The organism is Paenibacillus naphthalenovorans (assembly GCF_900099895.1).
Taxonomy (GTDB): Bacteria; Bacillota; Bacilli; order Paenibacillales; family NBRC-103111; genus Paenibacillus_G; species Paenibacillus_G naphthalenovorans.
Genome location: NZ_FNDY01000067.1, coordinates 1 through 4,361, shown reverse-complemented (window position 1 = coordinate 4,361; position 4,361 = coordinate 1). Strand labels below are relative to the sequence as shown.

At 50.2% G+C, this 4,361-nt stretch carries 5 protein-coding genes and 1 pseudogene; 2 read left to right on the top strand and 4 right to left on the bottom strand.

Features of this window, described 5'->3' with window-relative positions:
* Window positions 1-202: 202 nt before the first annotated feature.
* From BLT35_RS25865 to BLT35_RS25855, 3 genes are all read right to left on the bottom strand, one after another.
* Window positions 203-1,693, bottom strand: coding sequence for a spore germination protein (locus BLT35_RS25865; RefSeq protein ID WP_217634759.1), 1,491 nt, complete (start codon window positions 1,691-1,693; stop codon window positions 203-205).
* A gap of 279 nt (window positions 1,694-1,972) precedes the next feature.
* Window positions 1,973-2,218 carry a hypothetical protein gene (locus BLT35_RS25860; protein WP_054943617.1) on the bottom strand — a complete coding sequence of 82 codons (246 nt, stop codon included), beginning with the start codon at window positions 2,216-2,218 and terminating at the stop codon, window positions 1,973-1,975.
* Window positions 2,219-2,230: 12 nt separating this feature from the next.
* Window positions 2,231-2,434, bottom strand: coding sequence for a hypothetical protein (locus tag BLT35_RS25855; RefSeq protein ID WP_028407024.1), 204 nt, complete (start codon window positions 2,432-2,434; stop codon window positions 2,231-2,233).
* A 198-nt stretch (window positions 2,435-2,632) separates the two neighbouring features.
* On the opposite strand from BLT35_RS25855, the gene BLT35_RS25850 reads away from it, so the two are divergent.
* Together BLT35_RS25850 and BLT35_RS25845 are read left to right on the top strand one after the other, a co-directional pair.
* Complete coding sequence (locus tag BLT35_RS25850) at window positions 2,633-2,881, top strand: YuzF family protein (RefSeq protein ID WP_074730212.1); 249 nt, start codon at window positions 2,633-2,635, stop codon at window positions 2,879-2,881.
* 82 nt (window positions 2,882-2,963) lie between these two features.
* Window positions 2,964-3,860 carry a manganese catalase family protein gene (locus BLT35_RS25845; RefSeq protein WP_074730211.1) on the top strand — a complete coding sequence of 299 codons (897 nt, stop codon included), beginning with the start codon at window positions 2,964-2,966 and terminating at the stop codon, window positions 3,858-3,860.
* A 281-nt stretch (window positions 3,861-4,141) separates the two neighbouring features.
* On the opposite strand, the pseudogene BLT35_RS26675 reads toward BLT35_RS25845, so the two are convergent.
* Window positions 4,142-4,273 (bottom strand): annotated as a pseudogene (locus BLT35_RS26675) (IS256 family transposase); the annotation flags it as partial.
* Between the last annotated feature and the right edge of the window lie 88 nt (window positions 4,274-4,361).

The following is a 4,361-nucleotide window of genomic DNA, read 5'->3' as shown; positions in this document are numbered from 1 at the left end:
TTGAATTGTTTTGGCCAGAGCATTATTTAATGCTTCTTTGGGTTACACCCAGACCAGAACTTTACCAGGTCTTACCACGAACTGCATAGGTCATGTAAAAGATAATATAACGTTTGCATCCGGTTCGCCCAGAAGGCGAGGGACAAGAAACCGAAGGGCGCTGAAATCGAAAACAAACCGGCCGAACCTACACGAGAAGCCATCACGGTTTCCTCCCGGTAACGCGCATCCGCTGCAGCGGCTTCAAATAAGCCGGCCTTGTGCGCATCCTGGACAGCGGAGCACGAAACACCGTATCTTTCCAGTCGCTTGCGAAAAACGGGCTCAGCGGGGACAAATACGGTTGCCCGAGCGAAGTCAATCCGTGCAGGTGGATGCACAGCCAGAGCAATCCGAACCCAATGCCCCACATGCCCAGCCATGCCGCCAGAATGAGCAGGGCAAATTGGAGCAGTTTGCTCGCGTTCGTCATCAAATAATTGGGTACGAGAAACGAGGCGATGGCGGAGATGGAGATCACAATGACCATCACATTGCTAGCGATCCCTGCATCCACGGCCGCTTGACCGATGACAATACCGCCCACGATGCCGAGCGTTTGGCCGGATTTGGTTGGCATGCGCAAACTGGCTTCCTTTAATATCTCCAGCGTCAGCAGCATGAGCAGCGCTTCCCAGAACGGAGGATACGGAATTTTACTGCGGGATTGCATCAGGACAAACAGCATCTCCAGCGGAACCATCTGATAATGGTGAACCGTCACCGCCACGTAAGCCGGGGTCAAAAACAGAGCAATTACGAACGCGACAAAACGAAGCCCCCGCAGGAAGCTGCCCACCATCCATCGGTGAATATAGTCCTCCGGGGACTGAAACAGATCAAAGAACGTAATGGGCGCTACAAGCGCAAACGGCGTGTTGTCCACCAGCCAGACCACTTTGCCGCTGGCCAGCGCCGCGGCCAGCACGTCCGGACGGTCCGTCTGTTGAAATTGCGGAAAAACGCTGTTGACGTGGTCCTCCATCAAAGCGGAGATATGGGAGGAATCGAGAAGAACATCGAAATCAATTTGATTCGTCTTCATATCTGCGATCCGCACCAGTTCCGGATTGACAATACCTTCCATGTACAGCAGCACAACAGAAGTTTTGCTTAACGATCCGGCGGTCCATTTCTTTGACTTTAGGCTTGCTACGGGCAGCCGGCGACGGATTAAGGTCAAGTTTTTGTCAAGCCGCTCGTTCAGGCTGTCTTTGGGACCGTACACAATCGATTCCTGCTCGGAAGACTCGATGGCGCGGCCGAGCTGATTCTGCTTTTTGATTGCGCAAACGTTCCCGGTTTCATCAAAAACAAGAATTCCTCCCTGCAGGATGAGCTCTTCGGCTTGCTGCAACGTCGTTACGTCCACCCGATCTTCGGAAATCACCTTTTGTCCTGCTTGTTTGTCCGGGGCGTGCAAAAGGGGAAGCACGATGTCGCTTTCGACCCGTTTTTGATCCACAAAGGAACGGATGTAAAACAGCTTGACTTTCCGCCCTCCCGCATCCAACTCATGCACCTGTGCATCGTGAATATCGTGAAACAATTGCTGAATGTGCTGCGGAGACAAGTTGCCTGCGGGAGGTTGAGTGTCGGCTTCTTTTGGCGTATCGCTTTTGTCTTGCTTTTTAAACCAGCCGATCCAACGCATCGGCTCCCCCCTTTCGCGTTTAGTACATGTATTATTTTTCCCGATATGACAAAAAACATACCTCGCAGTTCCGGGCTGTTGGCAGTCCTGCGATGATGAGTCGGTTCGTGAAAAAACCACGGGCTTCCTGCGAGGCCACTGAAAAAAGTCCCCTCGCCTTCTTTCTGCGATGCAAAAAGTCCGTTTTTAGCCTGTGAGACGGCTTTAAACGGACTTTTCCTTATTTTCCTGCAACATCAAACTTAAAAATCGATGCATCACAGAAAAAACGTATCTTTTTCAGCGGCCTCCTTCCTGCCGATGACTTGATTCGTGAACATTTCGCAAACACTGATTCTCCCAGTTGTTGCAGAAGTCCTCATACACTTGCTCGACTCCGCTGTCGGCTATCATGTGTCTGGCCAGAAAGTCGTACCAGAACTGATCGAAAGACAAAGGCATCCGGGTTCCATATTGGGAACGAAGGGTTACATAACGGTCCCAGATTTTGATTCGGAATGCTGCCAACTCATCACATCGCTCCATGTCGGTTCGCCTTTAAGCGGCGCTGGTGCCGCTGGGTATTTCTGACGTTTTCGCTCTTTCTTCGGCCAGCTTTTGAAATTGTTTCGCTCTTTCCAGATGAAAGGCACGCAATTGGTCGTGATATTGAGCCATTTTCATGTGCCAGTCGTGCATTTGCCTGACGTAAGCGGCGTGGTCATGCGTAAACATGGGCATTGCCTGTTTAGTAAACTGCATTTGAAAACATTCCTCCTTGGGTAGGTGAATTTTGAACTTACAGCATCAGTCTATGGCAGACGCATAGAAGCGACAACGGCATCCGCCCGGTTTCCGGTCATTTTTATCGGGTTGGTTGTCTCAAATGCAATCGGAAACACAACCTTCCTTCCTTCGGCATAGGCTAAATGGTAACAAGAATGAGGAGGAGATTTCATCGTGTATGCTTATCCGAATGGACTGTACAGAGAAACGGCAAATCCCGCATTATCCACAGTAACCTTGGTTGACCCGTATTTTTATCACACCTTGCGCTCGCTTCAAGGAAAGACGGTGGTTATTGAAACGTTTCGGGGCCCTGTTCGGGGTACGATAACCGACGTGAAACCAGATCATGTCCTGCTGCAAACAGACAATTCCTCATTTTTTCTGCGCACGCAGCAAATGATTTGGGTTATGCCCTCTTAGCACTCCGGCGCGGCATGAGACAAACGTCCCCTGTCATAAAGATACTAAGAACCATCAAATTGATAAGGGGATGATGACCGCCATGTTCAAGCGCATCAATCGATTGCCCATTGCATTGCCTGTTCCCAAACATCCGGACGCCAACGCCGCGGCGGCTGTGCAGGAACTATTAGGCGGCCGTTTCGGGGAGATGTCTACGTTGAATAATTATTTGGTCCAATCTTCGAATTTTCGCAGCAAAAAAAAGCTGAAGCCCTTTTATGAACTTGTGGCCAGCATTACGGCGGAGGAGGTTGGCCATGTGGAATTGGTGATGAATTCCATTAATTTATGCCTGTCCGGTTCCACATTTCCGGCAGATCCGGATGCGGCTCCTCTGCGCAACGGGCTTGACAAACGCAATACCTACCATTTTATTGCAACGGCTCAAACCTCGTTGCCCGGCGATTCGATGGGCAAAGCATGGAACGGTGATTATGTCTTTAACAGTGGCAATCTGGTACTTGATCTGCTGCATAACTTTTTTCTCGAATGCGGCGCCCGCACCCATAAGATGCGCGTGTACGAGATGACAGATCATCCTGTCGCCCGCGAAATGACGGGTTACTTGCTGGTCCGCGGGGGAGTTCATGTGCTTGCTTACGCGAAGGCGCTTGAAATCATGACCGGAGTCGACGTCAAAAAAATGCTCCCTATTCCCAATCTGGAGAATCGGGCATTTGATGCGACCCGCAAATACGAAGAACAGGGAATTCATCGAAAGTTATATACGTTTAGCGATTCAGACTATGAAGATATCGCTCAAATCTGGAAAGGATCCCACCCTTCCGACGGAGAGCGATTGGAAGTCGTCAGAGGAGTTCCCCAAGGAGGGGAAGTGCCCGATCTTGAAGAAGTGCCGGAACAATTTGCCCCTGGCATCTCGAATGAGGATTTTATGCAGATTGCCCAACGGCTGCAAAAGCTCGCCGGATTGTAAGGTGTTGCGTTCCTATACGGGTAAGGGTTGCTGCTTATATGGCATGTATACGAAACCTTTATTTATTTCTATTAGCCGCGCGCGACTCCCAGCGTGCGGCTCGTCAGAGTCTGTCAACGAATTTGTGTAACCTATTAAACCAAAAACTAGCAGACTGCAGTGCCGCGGCTTGACTTGGAGCCTCTGTGGACATGGTTGAACGCGAGTTGGGCGAGTTGGCTTATGGCCTCCTCGCGCCTGCAAATCAGCGTACCATGTCCACCCTCCAAGTAAAGCCGCTTTCAGCGGATCTTTACGCGCTCCGGGTAGTACACCGTTAACTGCAGCAGAATCTGCCCCCAGTTTTGAACCCGGCCTGTCCACTTTTTCAAGACGTCCATCGTGGAGAGATATAGCATCTTAAGTAGGGCTTGCTGAAAAATCAAAAAATCCTTATCTCACAAGGGTTTAGAGGCACTTTTGTCGAATTCATCTGCAAAGAAAACACGGAAAATCGGTAAA

Bases quoted from the DNA above. Each gene is read 5' to 3' on its own strand.
- BLT35_RS25845 (WP_074730211.1), top strand. From the start codon at position 2,964: ATGTTCAAGCGCATCAATCGATTGCCCATTGCATTGCCTGTTCCCAAA.
- BLT35_RS25855 (WP_028407024.1), bottom strand. From the start codon at position 2,434: ATGCAGTTTACTAAACAGGCAATGCCCATGTTTACGCATGACCACGCC.
- BLT35_RS25865 (WP_217634759.1), bottom strand. From the start codon at position 1,693: ATGCGTTGGATCGGCTGGTTTAAAAAGCAAGACAAAAGCGATACGCCA.
- BLT35_RS25860 (WP_054943617.1), bottom strand. From the start codon at position 2,218: ATGGAGCGATGTGATGAGTTGGCAGCATTCCGAATCAAAATCTGGGAC.